Raw genomic sequence first — 17,901 nt, 5'->3', positions numbered from 1 at the left:
CCCGCAGGTGCGGGAGGCCTCGGCTTCGCGGTGTTCGACTGTGCCCGTGAGGCTTACAGCGGGATGTTCTTGTGCTGTCCGCGATTCGCGGGCGCCGCGGCGAGTGCGCGGCTGATCATGCTGCGCGTCTTGGCGGGATCGATCGTCTCGTCGACGACGCCGATCGAGATCGCCCGACCGACGCCACCGGCGATGGCCTCGTGCTCCTCGGCGAGCCGGTCGTGCAGGGCTTCCCGCTCCTCCTCGGGCGCCGCGGCGAGAGCGCGCTTGTGCAGAATTCCGACGGCGGCCTTGGCGCCCATGACGGCAACCTCGGAGTCGGGCCACGCGTAGACCGCGGTCGCACCGAGCGCCCGCGAGTTCATAGCGATGTAGGCGCCGCCGTAGATCTTCCGGGTGACCAGCGTGACACGGGGGACCGTGGCCTCGGCGAAGGCGTGCAGCAGCTTCGCGCCGCGGCGCACCACGCCCTCCCACTCCTGGCCGACGCCGGGCAGGTAGCCGGGGACGTCGACGATCACGACCAGCGGGATGCCGAACGCGTCACACAGGCGCACGAAGCGCGCCGACTTCTCGGCACTCTCCGAGTTGAGGCAACCACCCAGACGCAGCGGGTTGTTCGCGATCACGCCGACCGTGCGGCCGCCGAGACGACCGACGCCCGTGACGATGCTGCGAGCCCAGTTGCCCTGCAGTTCCTCGAAGCTCGACTCGCCCTCGACGTTGTCGAGGAACTCGTGCACGATCGGGCGAACGTCGTAGGCGCGCTTGGCCGACTCCGGCATGAGCGCGCGGAGGTCGGTGTCGCCGCGCTCGGCAGCGGCGAGATCGAACTCGCCCTGCTCGCAGAACATCGACACCAGGCGGCGAGCGCGGTGGTAGGCGTCGTCCTCGTCGCGGGCGGCGATGTGGGCCACACCGGACTTCTTGCTGTGCGTGTCGGGGCCGCCGAGGGTCGCCATGTCGACCTGCTCGCCGGTGACGCTCTTCACGACGTCCGGTCCGGTGACGAACACGCGGCCCTCGGGGGCCATGATCACGACGTCGGTGAGCGCGGGGCCGTACGCGGCACCACCGGCAGCGAAGCCGAGGACGACGGAGATCTGCGGGACGAGACCGGAGGCGCGGACCATCGCCTCGAAGACGAGTCCGACGGCGTGCAGCGCCTCGACACCCTCGGCGAGGCGTGCACCGCCGGAATGCCACAGGCCGATGACGGGGGCCTTCTCGGCGATCGCCGTGTCGATCGCGGCGACGATGTGCTTGCAGCCGTCGACACCCATCGCGCCGCCCATGACGGTCGCGTCGGAGCAGTAGGCGATGGTGCGAACGCCGTCGATCTCGCCCGATGCGGCGAGCACTCCGGATTTGTCGCGGTCGTGCAGCGGTGCGACGGTGCCGGCATCGAAGAGCTTGGCGAGACGCGCGAGCGGATCGCGCGGATCGGTCGATGCTTCAGACTGCGTCGCGGGAGCCAAGACGGTCATGATGTCCTCCTGAGCATGCCCACCTGGGGCGAAAGGTCGGGGGGTGGGGACCCGGGTGCGGGTCCCCACCTGGCGATCCAGCAAGGTTCGGCTGGGTTATGCCCGGCCGAAGGCGAGCGCGACGTTGTGCCCACCGAAACCGAACGAGTTGTTGATCGCGAAATCGATGTCGCCGTAGCGGGGTTCACCCTTCACGACGTCGAGATCGATCTCCGGATCCTGGTTGTCCACATTCAGTGTGGGAGGAATGACGCCCTCCCGCACGCTGAGGACCGTGAGCACAGCCTCGAGTGCGCCGACGGCGCCGATCGAGTGGCCCAGGGCCGACTTGGGCGCGTACACCGCGGGATGCGTGCCGACCGCTGCCTTGATGGCGGTGCTCTCGGCGATGTCGCCGATCGGGGTGGCGGTCGCATGCGCGTTGACGTGCTTGATGTCGGACTTGGTGAGACCTGCGGTCTCGATGGCGCGGGTCATGGCGCGTGCCGCGCCCGTGCCTTCCGGATCGGGTGCCACGATGTGGAAACCGTCCGAGGTGATGCCGGCGCCCAGCAGACGCGCGTGGATGGTCGCCCCACGCGCCTTCGCGTGCTCCTCCGTCTCGAGGATCATCAAGGCTCCGGCTTCACCGAAGACGAATCCGTCCCGGTCCTTGTCGAAGGGGCGCGAGGCCGCCTTCGGGTCGTCGTTGCGGGTGCTGAGCGCGCGCATCATGGCGAAGCTCGCGATCGGAACCGAGCCGATGGCCCCCTCCACGCCACCCGTCACGACGATGTCCGCGTCGCCCATCGCGATCATGCGGAACGCATGCGCGATGGCCTCCGACCCGGACGAACACGCCGATACCGGCGTGATGACCCCGGCGCGCGCGCCGAGTTCGAGTCCGACGGTGGCCGACGGACCGTTCGGCATCACCATCTGGACCGCGAACGGCGACACCTTGCGGTACCCGCCCTCGCGCAGCCTGTCGACGGCGTCGATGAGTGCTTCGCCGCCGCCCAGTCCGGTGCCGATGACAACCCCGAGACGATCCTTGTCGACCTCGGGGCTGCCGGCGTTCTGCCAGACCTGGCGACCGAGTACGAGCGCGAGGCGCTCCACGAAGCTCATGCGTCGGATCTCGACCCGGCTCAGTGCATCGTCGAACGGGACCTTGAGTTGGCCACCGAAACGCACCGGCAGATCGAATTCCTCGACGAAGGAGCCGTGGAGAACGTCGATGCCGCTCTCACCGGCCAGCAGGCCCTTCCACGTGCCATCCACATCTCCGGCAACCGACGTCGTAGCCGAAAGGCTGGTGACGACGATGTTCGGTAATAACCCTTGGGCAGAAGCGGAAGTCACGGTTGGCTCACTCGTCGTCGTTCTTGGTGGCCTCGAGCTTGGCCTTGACGGTCTCGGCGGCCTCGCCACCCTCGGCCTCCACCTTCTGGATGTACGCGACGACATCGCCGACGGTGCGCAGGCTGGCCAGATCCTCGTCGGGGATCTTCACGCCGTACTTGTCCTCGGTCTGCACCGCGATCTCGACCATGGACAGCGAGTCGATGTCGAGGTCGTCGACGAACGACTTCTCGATGGTGACCTCGGACGGCTCGATGCCGGTGACCTCTTCGATGATCTCGGCGAGGTTGGCGATGATGTCTTCCTGGTTGGCGGCCACTAGGTGGCTCCCTTCTTTTTCGATGTTCGTGTCTCGGCTTTCGGTCCGACGGACGCCGGACCGGTGCGCGCGTGGTGTGCGCGCACGGAGCTAACCGATTTCGGTGAGTTCGGTCAGGGCGGGAATGTCCCCGGGAGATTTCAGCGCCACGGTCGGGGTGCCACGCATCTCACGCTTGGCGATCCCGATCAGGGTGCCTGCCGGAGGAAGTTCCGCGATGGCCGAGATCTGAGCGGTCCGCAACGTCGCGGTGCACAGATCCCAGCGCACAGGTCGGGTCACCTGCGCGGCCAGCTTAGTCAGGGCGTCCGCGCCGGAAGTGACCGGCGCGCCGTCCGAGTTGGACAGCAGCGTCCGCGTCGGATCCCCGGGGGTGATCCGTGCGGCCGCGGCGGCGACGGCGTCCTGCGCGGGCGCCATGAACCGGGTGTGGAACGCCCCGGCCACCGGGAGGGCCCGTACGCGGGCCTTCTCCGGAGGATTGGCGGCGAGCTGCTCGAGAGACTCGATCCGCCCGGCCGCGACTATCTGACCGGCCGCGTTGCGGTTGGCCGGCGTGAGGTCGAGCTCCTCGAGCCGGGACAGCACCGCGTCCTCGTCGCCCCCCAGGACCGCCGACATTCCGGTCGGTTCCAGGGCACACGCCTTCGCCATCTCGGCGCCGCGGATCGCGGCGAGGGTTACGGCGTCGTCGGACGTGAGGACTCCCGCGACCGCGGCCGCGGCGAGTTCGCCGACCGAGTGCCCGGCAGCGATCGCGTCGGCAGGAAGTGAGCCGCGTCGCTCGAGCTCCTCGTAAGCGAGGAGTGCGGCGGCGACGACCAGTGGCTGGGTGACCGCCGTGTCGGTGATCTCCTCGGCGGTGGCGGTGGTGCCGAGCCGGACGAGATCGAGACCGGAAGCCTTCGACCACAGTGTCACGCGATCGTGCGCGCCCGGCAGGTCCAGCCAGGGGCTGAGCATGCCGGGTGTCTGAGAGCCCTGACCCGGGGCTAGCAACGAAATCACGCATTCAAGGGAACACCCTCCCGCGGTGCTGCGAGATGTTGTCGGGGATGAAACCCGGACACGTGTTTTGTAGGTTTCCTACAAAAATGCACGTGGGCGCTCCCTATCGAATTCGGGCACCCCAGCGTTACGTTCCTACCCTCCGGATTGTGAAGTTTGTGACGGATGTGTCGGAAGTCGACGTTTGAACGGGCGTTTGGGCAAGTCGGCCCACCGTCGCTGCGACGCGGAGCACATACGCGTCTCGCGGGTTCGTCGGATCGCGCCCTGTGATTTCTGAAATTCGCTTCAAGCGGTATCGGACCGTATTTGGATGAACAAACAGCTGACGGGCACAGGCCTCGACAGCGCCGCCGGAGTCCAGGTAGGCGTCGAGGGTGTCGGCGAGGGCGGTCCCCGAGCCGGTCAGTGGCTGGATCAAACGCTCGGTCAGGGCGGCGACCGCCGCGGTGTCCCCGAGCAGGGCACGTTCGGGCAACAACTCCGCCGCGAACACCGGGCGCGGCGCACCACGCCAGCCGACGACGGCCTCCATCCCGGCCAACGCCTCGACAGCACTGAAGTGGGCGGCGCCCAGGCTCGGGGTGGTCGGTCCGATCACGACGGGCCCGTCGGAGAACTTGTCCATCAGGTCGGCCATGAACTCGCGCGCCGCCTTGCTCCCGTGCAACTCGCCGCTGACGACGAGGACCAGCCGGTCGCCCTGGATCACCGCGAGCGCTCCCCGGCCGTGCCGTTGCGCCGTACTGTGCACGGTCCCGATCACCGACACGCCCTCCTCGGGCGGGGGAGTGCCGACGATGACGGTCGCCGGGGCGGTGGCGTCCCAGTTGAGGGTGGCGGCCCGGGACTGCAGATCGGAGCCGGTGTCGCCGCGCACCACGGCGTCCACGACCAGGGCCTCGAGTCGGGTGTCCCATGCGCCGCGGGACTCGGCGGCGCTGGCGTACACGGAGGCGGCTGCGAAGCCCAGCTCACGGCCGTACCGCAGGATCGCCTCGGTGAGGGCCACCAGCTGCCGGTCGTTGCGGGCGAGAGCGGGCAATCGCTGCTCGAAGAACTCCATGGCCACGCGGACCATGTCGACCGTCTGGCGCAGGGTCAGCCGGCGGGCGAGGTCCTGCGGAATCACCTGGTAGGCATCGATGGTGAAGCGGATGTCGCTGTCCGAGTCGGTGAGCCATTCGAGAAAGTTCACGACCGACTTCTGGACGATCATCTGCACGCTTGCGCGCTGCTCGGCGTCGAGGTCGGCGAAGAACGGCAGCTGGTCCTGAAGTGAGGCGATCGCCTCGGTGGACAGTCGTCCCGAGAACTGCTTGACCCGGCGCAGGAGTGCATCCGGCAACGAATCCCGGGTGGGCCGGCCGCCCGTCGCGGGTGGCGGGGGCTGGTAGCGGACACGTCGCGCCGGTACCTCGCGCAGGGCGGGCAGCTCCGGCGAGCTGTTCGACGTCTCGGGCTGATCCTCGGCCATGAAAGGAACTTACGCCCGCCGCCTGCACGAGGTCTCGGGGACACTCGAGCAGGCGACGGGCGTGTTCAGCGGCCGCGAGGCCGTGTCATCCGGTGGGCTCAGGCGACGCCGGGATCCGCCATCGACACCGGCGCGGCCAGCACGTCGTCGATCCGGTACCGGGCTGCGGCCTCGACGGCCTTCGACCGGTCGACCTCGCCGGACTTCGCCAGCGCGGAGAGCACCGCGACGACGATCGACTCGGCGTCGACGTTGAAGAAGCGGCGCGCGGCCGGGCGGGTGTCGGAGAAGCCGAACCCGTCGGTGCCGAGCGTCGTGTAGGAACCGGGCACCCACTGACGGATCTGGTCCGGCACCGCGCGCATCCAGTCGGAGGCGGCGACGAACGGGCCCTGCGCCTGCGAGAGCGCCTTGGTCACGTACGGCGTCGGGGCGTCGGCGCCGGGGTTGTGCAGCGCTTCGCGCTCGCACTCGACACCGTCGCGGCGCAGTTCGCCCCACGACGTCACCGACCACACGTCCGCGGCCACGCCCCACTCGTCCGCGAGCAGCCGCTGTGCGCGCAGACCGTCGGGCATCGTGACGCCGGAGACGAGGATCTGGGCGCGCGGTCCCGAACCTTCGGCCGGCTTGTACAGGTAGATGCCCTTGAGCAGGCCCTCGACGTCCAGGTTCTCCGGCTCGGCGGGCTGCTGGTACGGCTCGTTGTAGACGGTCAGGTAGTAGAAGATGTTCTCGCCACCGAAGCCGTCGACGCCCGGCGTTCCGCCGTACATGCGGCGCAGGCCGTCCTTGACGATGTGCGCGATCTCGTACGAGAACGACGGGTCGTAGGACACTGCCGCGGGGTTGGTCGACGCCAGCAGGAGCGAGTGGCCGTCGGCGTGCTGCAGACCCTCACCGGTGAGGGTGGTCCGGCCGGCGGTGGCGCCGAGGACGAAGCCGCGGGCCATCTGGTCGGCGGCCGCCCACAGGCCGTCGCCGGTCCGCTGGAACCCGAACATCGAGTAGAAGATGTAGACCGGGATCATCGGCTCACCGTGCGTGGCGTACGACGTGCCCACCGCGGTGAACGACGACGTCGAGCCGGCCTCGTTGATGCCCTCGTGGAGGATCTGGCCGACGGTGCTCTCCTTGTAGGCGAGCATCAGTTCGGCGTCCACGGACGTGTACAGCTGCCCGTTGCGGTTGTAGATCTTCAGCGACGGGAACCACGAGTCCATACCGAACGTGCGGGCCTCGTCGGGGATGATCGGCACGATGCGCTTGCCGATTTCCTTGTCGCGCAACAGTTCCTTGAGGATGCGCACGACGGCCATCGTCGTGGCGACCTCCTGCTTGCCCGAGCCCTTGCGCACGACGTCGTAGGTCTTGTCCGCCGGCTGCGGGAGCGGGGCGGCGTCGGTGCGGCGCGACGGCAGGAAGCCGCCGAGGGCCTTGCGGCGCTGCAGCATGTACTGGATCTCCGGCGAATCCGGCCCCGGGTGGTAGTACGGGGGCAGGTACGGATCCTTCTCGAGCTCCGCGTCGGAGATCGGGATGCGCTGGATGTCGCGGAACCGCTTGAGGTCGTCGAGCGTGAGCTTCTTCATCTGGTGCGTGGCATTGCGACCCTCGAAGTGCTTACCGAGGGTGTAGCCCTTGATGGTGTGCGCCAGGATCACCGTCGGCTGGCCCTTGTGTGCCATCGCTGCCGCGTACGCCGCGTGGATCTTGCGGTAGTCGTGGCCGCCGCGCTTGAGGTTCCAGATCTCCTGGTCGCTCATGTCGGCGACGAGCGCCTTGGTGCGCGGGTCGCGGCCGAAGAAGTGCTCACGGACGAACGCGCCGTCGTTCGCCTTGTACGTCTGGAAGTCGCCGTCCGGCGTCTCGTTCATGAGGTTGACGAGCGCGCCGTCCTTGTCGGCGTGCAGCAGCGCGTCCCACTCGCGGCCCCACACGACCTTGATGACGTTCCAGCCGGCGCCGCGGAAGAACGACTCCAGCTCCTGGATGATCTTGCCGTTGCCGCGGACCGGACCGTCGAGGCGCTGCAGGTTGCAGTTGATGACGAAGGTCAGGTTGTCCAGGCCCTCGGTGGCCGCGACGTGCGCGAGGCCGCGCGACTCCGGCTCGTCCATCTCGCCGTCGCCGAGGAACGCCCACACGTGCTGATCCGAGGTGTCCTTGACGCCCCGGTCGTTCAGATAGTGGTTGAAGCGTGCCTGGTAGATGGCGTTCATGGGGCCCAGGCCCATCGACACCGTCGGGAACTCCCAGAAGTCCGGGAGCAGGCGCGGATGCGGGTACGACGGCAGGCCGCCGCCGGACTGGGCGTGGCTCGCCTCCTGGCGGAAGCCGTCCATCTGCTCGGCCGGGATGCGGCCCTCGAGGAACGCGCGGGCGTAGATGCCCGGCGAGGCATGGCCCTGCACGAAGATGTGGTCGCCACCGCCCGGATGGTCCTTGCCACGGAAGAAGTGGTTGAAGCCGACCTCGTAGAGGGCGGCGGACGACGCGTACGTCGAGATGTGGCCGCCGACGCCGACACCGGGCCGCTGCGCGCGGTGCACCATGATCGCGGCGTTCCAGCGGATCCAGGCGCGGTACCGGCGCTCGACGTCCTCGTCACCGGGGAACCACGGCTCGTTCTCGGTCGGGATCGTGTTCACGTAGTCCGTGGACGTGAGGGCGGGGATCGCCACGTGCTTCTCGCCGGCGCGCTCGAGCAGGCGCAGCATCAGGTAGCGGGCACGGGCGGAACCCGAACGGTCCAGCAGACCGTCGAAAGATTCGAGCCACTCGGTGGTCTCGTCCGGATCGATGTCCGGCAGGTAGGACGCCACGCCCTCGCGGATGACGCGGACCCGGCCGTCGGCTCCGGGCTGCGCGTTCGCGGCAGGTGGCTGGACCGCTCCGGAAACGCCCGGTGTGTCGGCGTTCGGTTGAGACGCGGGCCCCTGGATCAGGTCTGACAAGGTGTGCTCCTCATTGTGGTGGGACGCGCGGTATCGCGTCCGCTCCATCCGGGCGGTCCTTGTTAGGACCGTCCGACTTTCCATATGAATATGGCGCAGCCCTCATCTTTCCCCATCCGGACTCCGGAGGCACCCCCGCTCCTGTTGTCCGGTACCCGGCGCGTCGCGGTCCGACGGTTCGGTCGGAGAACGTCCAGTTCGCGGCGATTCTCAGGAATTCGCGCGGACTTTCTCGAGGTTTTCGGGTTCGTCGGCTTGCGCGAAAGCTTCCGACCATGTTCGCTTTCACCTATTGATCGACGGACGCTCGATCGCCACCAAGGTCAGCAGCACCTCGCGGAGGGTTTCGCGGATGCTGCGGCCGACCGAACAGAGGAGGACACCACCGTGGTCGCCGCGGCGGACGCTCAGAACTACGCTCAGAAGCTTGGCATTACCCCCGAAATGGTGGTTCAGGAACTGGGCTGGGACGAGGACACCGACGACGACATTCGTTCGGCGGTGGAGGAGACCATCGGTGGCGAGATGGTCGACGAGGAATCCGACGAGGTCATGGACGTCGTGCTGCTTTGGTGGCGCGACGGCGACGGTGACCTGGTCGACGCGCTGATGGATGCGATCGGACCGCTATCCGACGACGGATTCGTGTGGGTGCTCACCCCGAAGACCGGGCAGCCCGGGCACGTCGAGCCCAGTGAGATCGCCGAATCCGCGCCCACCGCAGGTCTGACCCAGACCTCGGCAGCGAACCTCGGCATGTGGAGCGGTAGCCGACTGGTGCAGCCCAAGGCCCGCGCCCCCAAGCGCTGACCGCTCGAAGCCTCATCCACGCACTTCCGCACGGCGTACTTTGGTCGTGACGGACGTGCTGCCGTACCCGACGTTAGGAACAGGCATGCCTCTCGAGGTGGGCGCAGTCGCGCCCGATTTCACACTCAAGGACCAGAACAACCAGGAAGTCACGCTGTCGGACTTCCGCGGGAAGAAGAACGTTCTGCTCGTGTTCTACCCGTTGGCGTTCACCGGTGTCTGCCAGGGCGAGCTGTGCCGCGTGCGGGACGAGCTCCCGAAGTTCCAGAACGACGACGCCGAGATCCTCGCGGTTTCCGTCGGCCCGTCGCCGACCCACAAGATCTGGGCCGCCGAGCAGGGATACACCTTCCCGCTGCTGTCGGATTTCTGGCCGCACGGAGCCGTCGCCGAGGCCTACGGCGTCTTCAACGACAAACTCGGCTTCGCCAACCGCGGCACGTTCGCCATCGACAAGGAAGGCGTCATCCGGTTCGCCGAGATGAACGGCCCCGGCGAACCCCGTGACCAGGCAGCTTGGGAGAAAGCGCTCACCGCGCTAAAGTCCTGAAGGCAAATCCGGCGACCTCGGTCGCCGGATTTCGGGCGTGTAGCTCAGTGGTAGAGCTCTGGTTTTACACACCAGCGGTCGGGGGTTCGAAACCCTCCGCGCCCACATCGAAACCCCGCACTCGCGAATTGCGATGCGGGGTTTTCGCGTGCGTTCGCCCCGAATCCGGAGCGTGCCGAGTCGATACTGGAAGGACGACGACGGAACGGACGAAGATGGCGACGGACCCCACCGTCGATCCGACAGCGATCGACATCGCGCTGGACCCGATGCGGCAGCATCTGATCGGGATCACCGCGCACAAGCAGCTGCCGTTCGACGTTCCGGTGATCAGTGAGATTTCGCGGAATCTGTGGCAGGGCGGGTGTCGGGAGGGGCTGGTCCTGCCGGACTTCGTCAAACACCTCGTGTCGCTGTATCCGTGGGAGCAGTACGACATCCGGCACACCGTCGACTCCGAGATGTACGTGCGCATGTACGACAGCGCCGAGCAGGGGTTCGAACAGGTGGACGCACTCGCGGCGTGGGTGAACGTGTGCCGGGAGACCGGCCCGGTACTGATCCACTGCCAGGTGGGGCTCAACCGGTCGAGTCTGGTCGCGGCGCGGGCGATGGTGCTGTCCGAAGAGGCCGATCCGGCCGGCGCGATCGCGGTGCTGCGGGAGCGGCGTTCGCCCGCCTGCCTGTGCAACGAGGCGTTCGAGGCCTGGCTGCTGGGCGAACCCGTCGAACCCGCGTCAGACTCCCGCAACCCCGAGTAGCTGACCGATCCCGTAGGTGACGGCCATCGCGAGTGCACCACCGGTCACCACCCGCAGCACGGCGCGGGACCGGCGCGCGCCGCCCAGTCGGGCGCTGAGACTGCCGGTGATCGCGAGTGCGACCAGGACGGCCACGAACGTGACGGGAATTCGCGCGGTGGCCGGGGGCAGCAGGATCGCGAGCATCGGCAGGATCGCTCCCACGGTGAACGAGATCGCCGAGGCGCCGGCCGCCTGCCAGGGGTTGGTGAGCTCGTCCGGGTCGATGCCGAGTTCCGCCTCGGCGTGCGCGGCGAACGCGTCGTGCTCGGTCAGTTCCTCGGCCACTTTTCGAGCCGTCTCGGACGACAGGCCCTTCGCCTCGTACAGCGACGCCAGTTCCTCGAGTTCGGCCTCGGGGATGGTCGACAGCTCGTGCTTCTCCTTGGCCAGCAGCGCCCGTTCGGTGTCGCGCTGGGTGCTCACGGAGACGTACTCGCCCAACGCCATCGACACGGCGCCGGCCGCGAGACCGGCCAGGCCCGCGGTGAGGATGGGTCCACGGTCGGTGGTGGCCGCAGCGACGCCGACAACCAGGCCGGCGACCGAGACGATGCCGTCGTTGGCGCCGAGTACGCCTGCGCGCAACCAGTTCAGCCGCGACGAGAGCGATCCCAGGTGCGGTTCCGCGTCGTGGACTCCGGCGGGGCCGGCTTGCTCGGGCGACTCCTTGTGTGAGGTCACGTCTCGAAGACTATTGCGGCCGCGTCCCCTCGACCAGCAATGGAAGGCTGTCCGAAGTCGTGGGTTGGATGCGGCCCGCGAGGCGCAGGTAGGGTCGTGCCCCGGAACACATCGAGTATGGGGGAAATGTCCTGATGGGTGTGATGATTCTTCTCGTCGTCCTGCTGATCCTGGTTGTGATCGTCGGGATCGTCGTGGTCGTCCAGCGCACGAAGCCCAAGTCGGCGCCGCGCCGCGTCGATCCGCTGGCCGACTACCCGGAGGTCTACGACCCGCACAAGATCGGTGTTGGCGACATCGTCACGTACGCGGGCATCGACCACGTCGTGCGCGGCACCATCGTCCTCGACGAGGAGGGCTACCAGTGGCGTGAACACCTGCTGGACGGCTCCACCGGCCGCCGCTGGCTCACCGTCGAGGACGACGAGGGTGAGCTCGAGATGACGCTGTGGATGCGCCGCGAGGGCACCGGTCTGGAACCCGGCGGCGACGTCGTCCTCGACGACCGTGTCTACCGGAAGATCGAGTCCGGCTCCGCACGCTTCACCGCCGAGGGCACCACCGGCACCGCTCCGACCGGATCGATGGACTACGCCGACTACGAGACCGCCGACAAGACCGGCCTGCTCGCGTTCGAGCGTTGGGCCCGGACCTCGTCGTGGGAGGTGTCGACCGGACGCGCCGTCACTCGCAGCGAACTGACCGTGATCCACGCCGGTCCCGCGCAGTGAGCGTCCACTTACTCGAGGTCGAACCGGCGGACGTCGCCGCGGATGCCCTCGGCCTCGTGCTGGACGCTCCCGTACCCGCGACGCTCGCGGAACTGCACCTGCACGACGGGCTCGCCGGATCGCTGACGCTGGGCGTGCTGGGCGCGTCGCACGTGGTGGTCGCCGAGGCCGGCGGCCGGATGCTCACCGAGCAGGTCTCGTGTGAGGCCGTCCGCTCCGGTGGCATGCGGTTGCCGGAAGTGGAAGAGCGGCACGGCTATCGATTCGTCTCCCGAACCGAGTTGGTGCCGGAGGACGAGTTCCGTCTTCGCGCCGCGGCGCTGCGCGAGCAGTCGTCGGGGGAGGGCTGGGTGTGCGGGGCATTCCCGGGCGATCGCGACGCGCTCACCGCGCTGACCGCGGCCGCACGTGCGGGGCAATGGCATTGGCGCACCTGGCATCTGTATCCGGGGGGCGGCGGCGGCACCGTGGTCTCGACCGAGAGCCGGTGGCGGCCGTGAGGCGGGTCGTGGCCGGCGCGCTGCTCGGCGCGGTCGTCGCGCTCACAGCCGGATGCGGCGGCAGCAATGTGCGGGACCACCTCGCCGACCGATTCGAGCACCGCGGCTCGCAGGGCGACATCACCAACTACTGGTCACCGGACCCGGTGGGCACCACCGTGACCCGGATCGTCGACGAGGACGAACCGGCGGCACGTAAGGCCGACGGCGGCAACGAGTACCTGCGCTACAACGACGACATCGTCACCGTCGGCCCGGCGGCGGGCGGTGGCAGCAACATCTCCGTCGAAGACCTCGACGGCCGATACCGCGGCGGCCACTTCGTCTATCTCGGGCCCGGGTTCACGCCCGGATCGCCGGCCGCCGGCAACACCTCCGGGGGATCCGGGGACGCGAAATGACCACCATCACTCAGCAATCCGGGAGCGCGAACATGACCGTCACGAACCTGGCCGCCGCCACCGAGATCGGAACCGTGGAGTTCCTGCCGATGGTCGGGGGCGTGCTCGCCACCCTCGCGTTCTTCGCGGTGGGCGTCGCCGTGCTGGCGGCAGGCTTCGCGATGCTCGACGCCCTCACCCCGGGCAATCTGCGTCATCAGGTGTACGTGGAGAAGAACCCCAACGCGGCGCTGCTGCTCGGCGCCAACCACCTGGCGCTCGCCATCATCGTCGTCACCGCGATCCTCACCAGTTCCGACGGCTTCGCGCAGGGTCTGGCCGATTCGCTGGTCTACGGCGTGGTGGGTGTGGTGTTGCAGGCCGCCGCGCTGGCGATCATGAACGTGCTTCTGCCTGGTCGGCTCGTCGCGCTGGTGGGCGAGCCCCGCATGTGCGGCGCGGCGTGGGCCGTCGCGGTGACCCTGTTCTCGGTGGGCCTGGTCAACGCCGCCGCCCTGTCGTGACCGTGACCGCGCCGCCGGAGACCGTCGCGGCGGCCCCCGCGCTGGGGCGACGGTCGCGGGTGCTGCTGCTCGCCGCCGTCGCCGCGTGCGCGGCGTGCGGGCTGGTCTACGAGCTGGCGCTGCTGACGCTGTCGGCGAGCCTGACCGGCGGCGGGATCACCGAGACCTCGCTCATCGTGGCCGGATTCGTCGCGGCGCTCGGTCTCGGCGCACTGGCCGCCAAGCCGCTGCTGACGCGGGCGGCGCCGGCGTTCGTCGCGGTCGAGGTGGTACTGGGTCTGGTGGGCGGCGTGAGCGCCGCCGCGCTCTACGTCGCGTTCACGTTCCTGGGCTCGTCGACGTGGGTGCTGGTGCTGGCGACCGCGGCCATCGGCATGCTCGTCGGCGCCGAGGTGCCGCTGCTCATGACGCTGCTCCAGACCGGCCGCGACACCGACGCCGCCGACACGGGCAAGGTGCTGGCCAATCTCAACGCCGCCGACTACGCCGGCGCTCTCATCGGTGGACTGGCGTGGCCGTTCCTGTTGCTGCCGGCGGCAGGGCTGATCCGCGGGACCGCGCTCACCGGCATGGTGAATCTCGTGGCTGCGGCCGTCGCCGCGCTGTTCCTGCTCCGCGGGCACCTGAAGCCCGTGGCGCGGGCCGCGTCGATGCTGGCGCTGCTCGTCGCCGCCGCACTGCTCGGCACGTTGCTGGTGCGCGCGTCGGACATCGAGACGACGTCGCGGCAGCGGCTCTACCCCGACCCGGTCGTGTACGCGCAGCGTTCCCAGTACCAGGAGATCGTGGTGACCGAGCGTTCCGGCGACATCCGCCTGTACCTGGACGGTGACCTGCAATTCTCGAGCCGCGACGAGCACCGCTACACCGAGTCGCTCGTCTACCCGGCGCTCGCCCGGGATCCACAGCGTGTGCTGATCCTCGGCGGTGGCGACGGCCTCGCGGCGCGAGAGGTGTTGCGGCAGGAAGGGGTCCGCGAGATCGTGCAGGTGGAGCTCGATCCCGCCGTCCTGGAACTGGCGAACACCAAGCTGCGTGACCTCAACGGTGGCGCGCTCGAGGACGATCGGGTGGACGTCGTGACCGCCGACGCGTTCCGGTGGCTGCGCGAACGCGGCGGGGACGGCTTCGACGCGGTGATCGTCGACCTGCCCGACCCCGACACCCCGACGCTGGGCCGGCTCTACTCCACCGAGTTCTACGGGCTGGTCGCGGCCGCGCTGAACCCCGGCGGGCTGATGGTGGTGCAGTCGGGCAGCCCGTACTCGACGCCCGACGCCTACTGGCGCACCGTGTCCACCGTCGCATCGGTGGGGCTCGGGGTGACGCCGTACCACGCCTACGTGCCCAGCTTCGGGGACTGGGGATACGTTCTCGCGCAGGCCGGACCGGCCCCGACCCTGGCGCTCTCGCCGTCCGCGCCGCCGCGCAGGTTCCTCGACGACGCGACCCTCGCTGCGGCGGCGGTCTTCCCGCTCGACCGGCCCCGGCGCGACCTCGAGCCGTCGACCCTCGACCGGCCGCGGATCGTCGACGACATGCGGCGCGGGTTCGAGCGGTAGAGCGCCGGCTAGGTCGCGGGACGCCCGGATTGATAGAAATACCGTCGTGTCTTCTTCGCCCCGCCGAGGTTCCCGGCCCACAGCCCGCGCGACGGGACTCGTCCTCGGATACCTCGCCGACCGCGCTCTCGGTGATCCCCGACGCCTGCACCCCGTGGCCGGTTTCGGGCTCGCGGCAATGGCTTTGGAGAAGCGCACCTACGCGGACAGCCGACTCTCCGGTGCCACGCACACTGCGATCCTGGTGGGCGCGACCGCTGCGCTGGGCGTGCTCGCCGAGCGCAGCGGCAGGCGCGCAGGTTGGGTGGGGCAGACGGCAGTGACGGCCGCGGCGACGTGGACGGTCCTCGGCGGCACATCACTCGCCGACACGGGGCGCACGATGGCCCTGCACCTCGACGCCGACGATCTGGAATCCGCGCGGGCGCTCCTGCCGTCGCTGTGCGGGCGGGATCCGAGTGTCCTCGACGCCGACGGGTTGGCGCGCGCCAGCCTCGAATCCGTCGCGGAGAACACCTCCGACGCCACCGTCGGCGCGCTCTTCTGGGGCGCGGTCGCGGGGGTACCCGGTCTGCTCGCGTACCGGGCGTCCAACACGCTCGACGCGATGATCGGCTACCGCAACGACAGGTACGGCCGCTTCGGCTGGGCCGCGGCGCGCTGGGACGACGTGGTGAACCTCGCTCCGGCGCGGCTGGCGGGAGCCCTCACGGTCGCCGCGGCCCCCGTCGTCGGTGGCTCGCCGCGCGCCGCGGTGCAGGCGTGGCGCCGGGATGCGGCCGCGCATCCGAGCCCCAACGCGGGAGTGGCGGAGGCGTCGGCGGCCGGTGCGCTCGGCGTGCAACTGGGCGGCCGAACCGAGTACGCGCACGGCGTGGAGATGCGGCCCACGCTCGGCTCGGGTCCGGCACCGGTGATCGCGGACCTCCAGCGGGCCGCGCGTCTGTCGTCGGCGGTCCAGGCGGGGGCAGCGCTCGTTGCTGCACTGACGGTCCTCGTCTGCGGAAGAATGTCGGAGAGGAGGCAACGATGATCATCGTGGCGGGACATCTGACGGTGGCAGCGCACGACCGCGCGAACTACCTGGACTCGTGCAGGGACGTCGTCTCGCGGGCCCGCTCAGCCTCCGGCTGCATCGAGTACGCGCTCGGCGCCGACCTTCTGGAACCGGACCGTATCAACGTGCTGGAGATGTGGACGACGCGGTCCGCGCTCGACGACTTCCGCGGCGACGGGCCGGGCGACGATCTGACGGAGCGCATCCTCGCGATCGACGTCCGCGAATTCGAGTGCGAGCGGCCGTGACCGGCCGACGCTCCGTCAGCGGTGCTTGCCGTAGCGATCGGCGAGCTTCGCTTCCGACGCCGTGACCGGGGCTTCTTCGGTCTTCTTCTTGCGGCGCAGTCCGCGTCGGGACGGCAGCTGGAAGTCGTCGGCTGTGTGAACCGCCGTCCCGGGCGCGGGCGACGGTTCCGCAGCCGCCTCCACGGGGGCGGGCACGGGGGGAGCGTCGGGCGCCGCAGTCGGCGCGGTGCGCTGCTTCGCCTTCCGCCGCTCGCGCAGCTCGGCACGAACGAAGTACGCGAGACCGAGCGGGGCCATGATGCCGAATGCCAGCCATTGCAGGCCGTACGAGAGATACGGCCCGGCGTCGATCTGCGGCAGCGGAATCGTGCCGAGTCCGCCCGGCTGGGCGTCGTCGAGTTGCAGGTAGCCGGTCACCAGATCGGTGCCGATGAACTGTCCGATCTGGCCGGAGTCGATGTAGTACACCTGGCGGGTGCCGGCCTCGTTGATCGGCTCCTTACCGGGGACGGTGCCCTCCGACATCCGGATCCGCCCCTCGACCGTCACTTCGCCGGTGGGCGGAGCCGGGATGGGCGGAGCCTGGGTGCCCTGTTCGGGGCGGACGTAGCCGCGGTTGACGAGCAGGGTGTCGCCGTCGGACATCCTGAGCGGGGTCAGCACCTCGAAGGCCGGCTTGTCCTCCACCGAGCGCAGCCGCACCAGCAGGTCGCTGTCCGGTACGTAGGTGCCGGTGACGAGGACCCTGCGCCACTCGTCGTTCTCGGTGGGTCCGCCCCCGTCGAGCAGCGTGTCGATCGACACGGACTCGGCGTTCAGGGACTGCTCGAGCAGCCCGTTGCGCTGCTCGGTCCGGGTGTTCTTCCCGAGCTGCCACGGGGCCAGCACGGTGAAGCACATGAAGGCGAAACCGGCGACGACGGCAGCCAATGCCAGCCAGCCGGGTCGCAGCAGAAACGTCAGCCTACGCACGGCTACCACGGTACTGGCTCGCGCGCAGGTCAGTTCTCCCGCACCCAGTCCAGCAGGCCGGGCACGGCGGCTTCGATCTGGTCGCGGACGAGTTCGAAATCGGTGACGTCGCCGTAGTACGGGTCGGGCACCGAATCGCCGTCGGCGCGGGGGTCGAAGCTGCGCAGCAGACGGCGCCGCTCGGCGGGCACCCCCAGTCGCGCGAGGATCCGGTCGTGGCCGGTGTCGAGGGGAACCACCAGGTCGGCGGACAGATGGTCGTCGCCGACCTGCGCGGCGCGGTGCCCGGTCGGGTATCCGGAGGCCTCGAGGACCTTGTCCGTGCGCGGGTCCGCACCGTCACCGACGTGGTAGCCGTGGGTGCCCGCACTGGTGACCCGGACCCGGTCACCGAGGCCCTCGCGGCGCACGTGTTCGGCGAAGATGCGTTCCGCCATCGGGGAGCGGCAGATGTTTCCGGTGCACACGAAAGTGACGTGAATCATGCTCGT

At 69.3% G+C, this 17,901-nt stretch carries 19 protein-coding genes and 1 tRNA gene; 11 read left to right on the top strand and 9 right to left on the bottom strand.

Annotated elements, in window-relative coordinates; genetic code table 11:
• Positions 1-53: 53 nt before the first annotated feature.
• The 6 genes from C7H75_RS15280 to aceE all read right to left on the bottom strand — a co-directional run bounded on the left by C7H75_RS15280 (position 54) and on the right by aceE (position 8,592).
• Positions 54-1,487, bottom strand: a complete 1,434-nt coding sequence (locus tag C7H75_RS15280; RefSeq protein WP_005512368.1) for an acyl-CoA carboxylase subunit beta — start codon at positions 1,485-1,487, stop codon at positions 54-56.
• A 96-nt stretch (positions 1,488-1,583) separates the two neighbouring features.
• Positions 1,584-2,831, bottom strand: a complete 1,248-nt coding sequence (locus C7H75_RS15275; protein WP_081181899.1) for a KasA/KasB family beta-ketoacyl-ACP synthase — start codon at positions 2,829-2,831, stop codon at positions 1,584-1,586.
• Between the two features lie 7 nt (positions 2,832-2,838).
• Positions 2,839-3,150 (bottom strand): meromycolate extension acyl carrier protein AcpM, encoded by a 312-nt coding sequence (gene acpM, locus C7H75_RS15270; protein ID WP_005512370.1) that lies wholly within the window; start codon positions 3,148-3,150, stop codon positions 2,839-2,841.
• A gap of 90 nt (positions 3,151-3,240) precedes the next feature.
• Positions 3,241-4,158 carry an ACP S-malonyltransferase gene (locus C7H75_RS15265; protein WP_106851549.1) on the bottom strand — a complete coding sequence of 306 codons (918 nt, stop codon included), beginning with the start codon at positions 4,156-4,158 and terminating at the stop codon, positions 3,241-3,243.
• Between the two features lie 127 nt (positions 4,159-4,285).
• A complete protein-coding gene (locus C7H75_RS15260) occupies positions 4,286-5,635 on the bottom strand; it encodes a PucR family transcriptional regulator (protein WP_005512372.1) in 1,350 nt (449 codons plus the stop codon).
• Between the two features lie 98 nt (positions 5,636-5,733).
• Positions 5,734-8,592 (bottom strand): pyruvate dehydrogenase (acetyl-transferring), homodimeric type, encoded by a 2,859-nt coding sequence (gene aceE / locus C7H75_RS15255; RefSeq protein WP_037085115.1) that lies wholly within the window; start codon positions 8,590-8,592, stop codon positions 5,734-5,736.
• Between the two features lie 387 nt (positions 8,593-8,979).
• Here aceE and C7H75_RS15250 point away from each other — a divergent pair, with 387 nt between their 5' ends.
• From C7H75_RS15250 to C7H75_RS15235, 4 genes are all read left to right on the top strand, one after another.
• Positions 8,980-9,402 carry a DUF3052 domain-containing protein gene (locus tag C7H75_RS15250; protein ID WP_022596654.1) on the top strand — a complete coding sequence of 141 codons (423 nt, stop codon included), beginning with the start codon at positions 8,980-8,982 and terminating at the stop codon, positions 9,400-9,402.
• 85 nt (positions 9,403-9,487) lie between these two features.
• Entirely contained in the window at positions 9,488-9,952 is a 465-nt protein-coding gene (locus tag C7H75_RS15245; protein WP_022596652.1) for a peroxiredoxin, read from the top strand.
• Positions 9,953-9,985: 33 nt separating this feature from the next.
• Positions 9,986-10,057: transfer RNA gene (locus C7H75_RS15240), tRNA-Val, on the top strand.
• 110 nt (positions 10,058-10,167) lie between these two features.
• On the top strand, positions 10,168-10,713 hold the full coding sequence (locus C7H75_RS15235; protein WP_069856522.1) for a protein-tyrosine phosphatase family protein: 546 nt from the start codon (positions 10,168-10,170) through the stop codon (positions 10,711-10,713).
• On the opposite strand, the gene C7H75_RS15230 is transcribed toward C7H75_RS15235, so the two are convergent.
• Positions 10,690-11,436 carry a VIT1/CCC1 transporter family protein gene (locus C7H75_RS15230; RefSeq protein WP_005512377.1) on the bottom strand — a complete coding sequence of 249 codons (747 nt, stop codon included), beginning with the start codon at positions 11,434-11,436 and terminating at the stop codon, positions 10,690-10,692. The two genes, C7H75_RS15235 and C7H75_RS15230, sit on opposite strands and share 24 nt — an antisense overlap.
• A 134-nt stretch (positions 11,437-11,570) precedes the next feature.
• Here C7H75_RS15230 and C7H75_RS15225 point away from each other — a divergent pair, with 134 nt between their 5' ends.
• Genes C7H75_RS15225 through C7H75_RS15195 form a run of 7 tightly spaced genes read left to right on the top strand, consistent with a single transcriptional unit; the run spans position 11,571 to position 16,438 of the window.
• Positions 11,571-12,167 carry a DUF4178 domain-containing protein gene (locus C7H75_RS15225; protein WP_005512379.1) on the top strand — a complete coding sequence of 199 codons (597 nt, stop codon included), beginning with the start codon at positions 11,571-11,573 and terminating at the stop codon, positions 12,165-12,167.
• The gene (locus tag C7H75_RS15220; RefSeq protein WP_013416441.1) at positions 12,164-12,667 is read left to right on the top strand and encodes a DUF2617 family protein; all 504 of its coding nucleotides are present in this window, start codon (positions 12,164-12,166) and stop codon (positions 12,665-12,667) included. The genes C7H75_RS15225 and C7H75_RS15220 overlap by 4 nt, the downstream gene beginning before the upstream one ends.
• Complete coding sequence (locus C7H75_RS15215; RefSeq protein WP_005512381.1) at positions 12,655-13,068, top strand: DUF4247 domain-containing protein; 414 nt, start codon at positions 12,655-12,657, stop codon at positions 13,066-13,068. Before C7H75_RS15220 ends, C7H75_RS15215 begins: the two co-directional genes overlap by 13 nt.
• Positions 13,069-13,100: 32 nt before the next feature.
• Positions 13,101-13,571, top strand: coding sequence for a DUF350 domain-containing protein (locus tag C7H75_RS15210; protein WP_037085118.1), 471 nt, complete (start codon positions 13,101-13,103; stop codon positions 13,569-13,571).
• Entirely contained in the window at positions 13,568-15,133 is a 1,566-nt protein-coding gene (locus tag C7H75_RS15205; protein ID WP_106851548.1) for a polyamine aminopropyltransferase, read from the top strand. Before C7H75_RS15210 ends, C7H75_RS15205 begins: the two co-directional genes overlap by 4 nt.
• A gap of 46 nt (positions 15,134-15,179) precedes the next feature.
• Positions 15,180-16,166 (top strand): cobalamin biosynthesis protein, encoded by a 987-nt coding sequence (locus C7H75_RS15200; RefSeq protein ID WP_106851547.1) that lies wholly within the window; start codon positions 15,180-15,182, stop codon positions 16,164-16,166.
• Positions 16,163-16,438 (top strand): putative quinol monooxygenase, encoded by a 276-nt coding sequence (locus C7H75_RS15195; RefSeq protein WP_106851546.1) that lies wholly within the window; start codon positions 16,163-16,165, stop codon positions 16,436-16,438. Before C7H75_RS15200 ends, C7H75_RS15195 begins: the two co-directional genes overlap by 4 nt.
• 15 nt (positions 16,439-16,453) lie before the next feature.
• Here C7H75_RS15195 and C7H75_RS15190 read toward each other — a convergent pair whose 3' ends face one another.
• Together C7H75_RS15190 and C7H75_RS15185 are read right to left on the bottom strand one after the other, a co-directional pair.
• Positions 16,454-17,410: an SURF1 family cytochrome oxidase biogenesis protein gene (locus tag C7H75_RS15190; protein WP_106851545.1), complete on the bottom strand. Its 957-nt coding sequence runs from the start codon at positions 17,408-17,410 to the stop codon at positions 16,454-16,456.
• 29 nt (positions 17,411-17,439) lie between these two features.
• A complete protein-coding gene (locus C7H75_RS15185) occupies positions 17,440-17,895 on the bottom strand; it encodes a low molecular weight protein-tyrosine-phosphatase (protein ID WP_064059015.1) in 456 nt (151 codons plus the stop codon).
• Positions 17,896-17,901: the final 6 nt, after the last annotated feature.

Origin of the sequence: Rhodococcus (subgen. Prescottella) equi (assembly GCF_003013675.1) — a bacterium.
Classification (GTDB): Bacteria; Actinomycetota; Actinomycetes; order Mycobacteriales; family Mycobacteriaceae; genus Prescottella; species Prescottella equi.
This window is presented reverse-complemented; position numbering and strand designations above follow the sequence as displayed.

Bases quoted from the DNA above. Each gene is read 5' to 3' on its own strand.
- C7H75_RS15280 (WP_005512368.1), bottom strand. From the start codon at position 1,487: ATGACCGTCTTGGCTCCCGCGACGCAGTCTGAAGCATCGACCGATCCG.
- C7H75_RS15260 (WP_005512372.1), bottom strand. From the start codon at position 5,635: ATGGCCGAGGATCAGCCCGAGACGTCGAACAGCTCGCCGGAGCTGCCC.
- C7H75_RS15245 (WP_022596652.1), top strand. From the start codon at position 9,488: ATGCCTCTCGAGGTGGGCGCAGTCGCGCCCGATTTCACACTCAAGGAC.
- C7H75_RS15235 (WP_069856522.1), top strand. From the start codon at position 10,168: ATGGCGACGGACCCCACCGTCGATCCGACAGCGATCGACATCGCGCTG.
- C7H75_RS15225 (WP_005512379.1), top strand. From the start codon at position 11,571: ATGGGTGTGATGATTCTTCTCGTCGTCCTGCTGATCCTGGTTGTGATC.
- C7H75_RS15210 (WP_037085118.1), top strand. From the start codon at position 13,101: ATGACCGTCACGAACCTGGCCGCCGCCACCGAGATCGGAACCGTGGAG.
- C7H75_RS15195 (WP_106851546.1), top strand. From the start codon at position 16,163: ATGATCATCGTGGCGGGACATCTGACGGTGGCAGCGCACGACCGCGCG.
- C7H75_RS15185 (WP_064059015.1), bottom strand. From the start codon at position 17,895: ATGATTCACGTCACTTTCGTGTGCACCGGAAACATCTGCCGCTCCCCG.